At 71.0% G+C, this 4948-nt stretch carries 3 protein-coding genes; all 3 read left to right on the plus strand.

Annotated features, from left to right (window positions below; all coding sequences use genetic code 11):
- The first annotated feature begins 127 nt into the window (after window positions 1-127).
- Entirely contained in the window at window positions 128-1483 is a 1356-nt protein-coding gene (locus AC1D15_RS17850; protein WP_477827035.1) for a hypothetical protein, read from the plus strand.
- A complete protein-coding gene (locus tag AC1D15_RS17855; RefSeq protein ID WP_477827036.1) occupies window positions 1480-2154 on the plus strand; it encodes a hypothetical protein in 675 nt (224 codons plus the stop codon). Before AC1D15_RS17850 ends, AC1D15_RS17855 begins: the two co-directional genes overlap by 4 nt.
- Window positions 2155-2158: 4 nt before the next feature.
- Window positions 2159-4948 (plus strand): ATP-binding protein (locus AC1D15_RS17860; RefSeq protein ID WP_477827037.1); only part of this gene is annotated, 2790 nt, incomplete at its 3' end.

Below are 4948 nucleotides of genomic sequence, written 5' to 3' on the forward strand. Positions count from 1 at the left end.
GCGCAGGACAGTGCTGCGCGGCGACGGGTCATCGAAGAGTGCACGGGACGGACTCCGTGGGCTGGACGCCGCAGTATCGCGGCAGCAGCGGGTTCTTGCACCACTCCCCTGAGGCAAAATCCCGCCGATGAACGACGGCCCGACTCTCGATACCGCCGACATCGTTCAGTTCGAGGACCTGTTCCGTGACCCCGGCTACCCGCAAGACCACCCGCTGTCCTTCGCCCTCGCGCAGAAGCAGCCGGCGATCGACGCGCTGCGCGGGCTGTTCGGCGGCAGCGCGGCGCTCGTCAGGCTGCGGCTGTGGTGTTTCCTCGAACTGGCGGCCCAGCCCCAGGGCAGGCTCTCGCGCGACGATGTCAATCAACTCTTCCATGCGGTGCTGCCCGATCCCCTCGACGCGGCACTCAAGCGCCTGCGCGACCTCGACCTGCTGGTCTGGGATGCCACCGCTCAGGACTACCATCTCTCGCCGCTCGCCCAGCAGGTGCAGGCGCTGCTCGCGCCGCTGACCGCCGCGCAGCAGGATGACGAGCTGTCCGGCCTGCTCGCGCAGGTGGCCGGCTCGCAGCAGCTCGGCCTGGTCGACGCCAGCCAGCTGCAGCACCTGCACGCCCAGCTGGCGCGCCTGCACGACGAGTTCGCCGAGGCCATCGCGAGCGGCTCCGAGGCCCGGCTGCGCCTGGCCCAGCCGCGCTTCGACCGCGCGCTGAAGCTGGTCGACAAGGCCGGCCAGGCGCTGTCGGCCATCATCCAGGACCACAACGACAGCCCGCGCCTGGAGCGCGCCGCCCGCGCGCTCGGCCAGGACCAGGCGCGGCTGCTGTCGATGGCCAGCCAGTTCACGCGTGCACTGCAGCAGGCCGACCGCCAGCGCGTCACGCTGGGCAGCAGCGGGCTCACCTCGTCCGATGTGCGCAACTGGCTGCAGCACCACACCGACCTGGCGAGCCTGCTCGGCGAGGCGCTGGCGATCGGCGTGCGGCCCGTCTTCGTGACGCAGCACGACCTGCTCGACGTGGCCGAAGGCGAGTTCGAGCGCGACCGCCCCGACCCCACGCGCAGCACCGGCCTGCCGCCGCCCGCGCAGGCCGATGCCGGCACGCTCGACATCCTCAGCCTGCCGCCCGAACTGGGCGAGCTGATCGGCCTGCTCGGCCGCTGGAGCAGGGCGCCCGACGATGGGCCCGGCGGCGAGGCCGGCGCCGATCACCTGCTGAGCGAGGCCGTKCTGGGCGGGCGCTTCGCGCACGCCGCCTACCGATTGCAGCTGATGCCGCTGCTAGGCGACGCACAGGCCCAGGCGCTGAAGAGCCCCACCGGTGAACTCGCGCGGATGCCGTGGCAGGTGGCGCTCACGCCCACGCTGCTGAAGACCGCCGACCTCGAGGTCGCGCTGATCAGCGAGGGGCACCTGCAACGCAGCGGCCGCGCGCCGTCTGCCGAACCTGTTCAACCCGATTCCGTCCGCATCCCAGAATGAGTACTTCCCTCGATGACGCCGCCGTGCTGGCGGCCGAACTGCTCGCGCGCCGCTGGCTGCCGCGGCAACACCCCAAGGTCAAGCGCGCATTGATCGACGCCGAGCTCTGGTCCGCGCTGCAGGAGCGGCTGGCCCAGGTCGGCCTGCGCCTGGTCGACAACATCTACGCCGACCACATCACCGTGGCGCTGCTGCGCCCGGCCGAGAGCGCGGTGTTCGGCGAGGCCGGGCTCGACAGCCACAACAACATCGACCTGCCGCGCGACGCCGTCTCGCTGCTGATCGTGCTGTGGTCGCTGATCGTGCTGCCCAAGCGCGAGCGCCAGGCCGCGCGTGCCACCAGCCTCGAATCCGACGGGCAGAACGAGATGTTCAACACCGCCCGCCCGCTGCCCGATGCGGCAAGCGTCAGCCCGGTGGTGTCGTACAAGTCGCTGCTGACCGATTTCGGCGTGCAGCTGGGCAAGAAGACCCGGCTCGACGGCAACCTGAAGCGGCTCGCGAACCACGGCTTCATCGTGCACCGCGGCGACGAGATCGCCGAGGGGCCGCTGCTCGACCTGCTGCTCGACTACGACGTGCTCGCACCGCGCATCCTCGACGGCGCGCTGCACGAGGTGCTGGGGCGGGCCCGCGGCGCGCAAGACACGCAAGACGCCGGAGAGGCCTGACCCGATGTTCCACCTGCAAAGCCTCGAACTGCTGCACTGGGACTACTGCCAGCGCCTCACATTGCCGCTCGACGGCGCCATCATCACCGTGGCCGGCCCGAACGGCTCGGGCAAGACCACGCTGCTCGACGCGATGCGCACGCTGCTCGGCCTCGACTGCTCCGGCGGGCGCAGCTACAAGACCTATGCGCGCCATGCCAACGCCGACAGCGCCTGGCTGCGCGCCACCGTCGACAACCGGCCGCGCAACCGGCAAGCCTCGAACCGGCCCTTCGCGCGCTGCCTGCTGTATGCCGACACGGTGACGCTGGCCTGCCGCATCGACCGCAACGGCGGCGACTGGCAGCGCCGCTACGTGATGGTCGATGGCGACGTGTCCATCGAAGCGCTGGTGGAGCGCCCCGACAAGGACTGGCTCGGCATCGAGCACTGGCGCCGCCGCCTCGAAGGGGCCGGCCTGAGCCGCGCGATCGCGCGCGTGCTGGCGCTCGAGCAGGGACAGACCGACCGGCTGTGCGAGTACTCGCCGAAGGAGCTGCTGCGGCTGGTGTTCGACGTATTCGGCGACCAGGACGTGCTGGACCGCTATGAAGACGCCCGCAACCACCAGCGCCAGCTGAGCCAGGAGGTGGAGGTCGCCGAGCGCGAGCTGGCCCACGGCCGGGCCCAGCGCGCCGAGCTGGAAGCGCGCGTCAACCTGTACCAGCAGTACCAGTTGAAGCTGCGCGAACGCGAGACGCTGAACACCGAGGTGATCCCGGTGCTGGCCTGGGCCGAGGAGCGCGAGCAGCTCTCCGGCAAGCTGCGCGACCTGCACCGGCAGCGGCTGGAGCTGGCCCAGCAGGGGCGGCAGCGCGCGCAGCTGAAGGCGCAGCTGCTGACCCTGCTCGAGGAGCAGACGGCAGCCGGCGAGCGCGTGGACCAGCTCGAGCGCGAGCACGCGGCCGCCCACCGGGTCTTCGATGCGGCGCGCGATGCCGAGCGGCCGGTGGAGGCCGTCGTCAAGCACGCGAAGGAACTGGAGGGCCTGGCCGTCATCGAGAGCGATGCGGCCCAGCTGAGCGAACGCCTGCAGCAGCTCGAGAAGCAGAAGCAGGGCCTGGCCACCGACTGGCAGCGCCTGAGCGACCAGCGGGCCGATGCGGCACGCGCGATGGCCGAGCTGCAGGGGCAGGGGCCGACGCCGCGGCCGCCCGAGATCGCCCGCTTCCAGCGCACGCTGAAGGAGGCCGGCATCGCGCACCACCTGCTGGCCGACGTCATCGAGATCACCGACGAGCACTGGCGCGCGGCGGCCGAAGGCGTGCTGCGCGGCGTGCGCTGGGTGGTCGTGCTGCAGCGGACCGGCGATGAATCGCAGGCCCTGGCGCTGGCCGAGCGCGAGCGCTATCGCCACTACGTCGTCGCCGAGGCCGAGGCGGCACCGGCGAAGGCCGCGGCCGGCAGCCTGCTGGAGGTGTTGAAGTTCAGCGCTGCGGCGCCGGGCTGGTTGCTGCGGCAGCTGGCAAACATCCAACGCGTGGACAGCACCGCGCACGGCGTCAGGCAGGGTGGCGAGTGGATCACGCCGCAGGCCTATCACCGCGACGGCCGCGGCGGGCGCAGCGTGTGGGTCGATCCGGAACAGCACCAGTTCGGCGCGGCGGCGCAGGCCTCGCGCAGGAAGTCGATCGAGCGGCGGCTGGCGCAGCTCGACGAGCAGCTGATGCGCGTCGCGCAGGAGCAGCAGGGCGTGCAGCGGCRGCTGAAGGATGCGCAGCAGGCCGCCGAGGGGCACAAGGCGGTGGAGGAGCTGGCGCGCCGCAGCGAGGAGTTCGCGCAGGCGCGCAACGCGCTGCCCGAGCTCGCGAAGCTGCGGGCTGCTGCCGGCCAGCGCTGGAACGACCTGGGCCGCCAGCACAGTGAGGCGGTGGCTGCGGACACCACCAGCCGGCACCGGTACGAGCAGGCGCGGGATCGGCTGAAGGACGGCGAGTTCCACAGCGTGCAGAAGGAGCGCGACTGGACCGAGCGCCATGACGGCCTGCGCAGCCGCATCGCCAACTCGCAGAAGGACAGGGCCAGCTTCCCCGCACGCTGGATCGCGCCGGAGCAGGTGGACGTGCTGCGCCAGCGCTACGGCAACGCGACGCAGGCGAAGCTGCGCAACGAGGCCATCGAGGCCGAGCTGAACCAGGGCCATTGGGAGACCGATGCCAGCGTCGAGGAGAAGCTGACGCTGATGACGGCCGCCGTGCGACAGCAGGAAGGCCAGCTCGGCGATCGCAAGGCCAGCAACGAGGCGGCGCGCGTGGCGGTCGACAACGCCCGTGCGCGCTACATCGACGTGCTGCGCGCCACGGTGCGCCGCTACCGCAAGAACATCACCGAGCTCGGCCAACTGGCCGGCGTGGACGTGAACGCCGACCTGCCGCACCTCGACAACGACGACACCGTGCTGAAACAGGCCGAGCTGAAGGTGCACTTCAACTTCGACGGCAAGGGCAGCATCGGGCTGAACGACGGCGAGGCCTCGGGCGGCCAGCAGGTCATCAAATCGCTGATCCTGCTGGTGGGCCTGATGAAGGACGACGAGACGGCCGGCGGCTTCGTCTTCATCGATGAGCCGTTCGCCCACCTGGACGTGCGCAACATCCAGCTGGTGGGGCACTTCCTGAAGTCGACGCGCKCGCAGTACGTGCTGACGACGCCGATCACGCACAACGTGGAGGTCTTCGAGCCGGCGGACATCACGCTGGTGACATCGAAGAAGCTGAAGGGCGCGCGCTGGGCCCCGCCGATCGGCGTGCTGCAG

The sequence above is a fragment of the Rhizobacter sp. P2_H2 genome, assembly GCF_056403375.1.

Coding starts and splice junctions, on each gene's coding strand:
- AC1D15_RS17855 (WP_477827036.1), top strand. CDS start 1,480: ATGAGTACTTCCCTCGATGACGCCGCCGTGCTGGCGGCCGAACTGCTC.